Raw genomic sequence first — 275 nt, forward strand, 5'->3', positions numbered from 1 at the left:
GACAGCTTCACCGACATCAGCGAAACCGTGACCACTTCCGAAGACGCTCCGGTGACCGGCAGCGTCCTCACCGGCACCAGCAGCGTCGACGGCGACGTCAGCGTGGTTAACTTCACGGTCGGCGGTACCCAGTACCAGGCCGGCAGCACCGCGACTATCGCCAATGTCGGCACCCTGGTGCTTGCCGCCAATGGCGCTTACACCTTCACCCCGGCCGCCAATTACAACGGCGCGGTGCCTAGCGTGAGCTACACCGTGACTGACGGTTCCGGCAG

Annotated in this window: 1 protein-coding gene; it reads left to right on the forward strand. The window is 64.7% G+C overall.

Annotated elements, in window-relative coordinates:
- Nucleotides 1-275: Ig-like domain-containing protein (locus WLY71_RS31740; RefSeq protein WP_347806605.1), on the forward strand; the 275-nt coding region annotated here is incomplete at both ends.

The organism is Pseudomonas rossensis (assembly GCF_039888995.1).
In the GTDB taxonomy this organism is placed as follows: Bacteria; Pseudomonadota; Gammaproteobacteria; order Pseudomonadales; family Pseudomonadaceae; genus Aquipseudomonas; species Aquipseudomonas rossensis.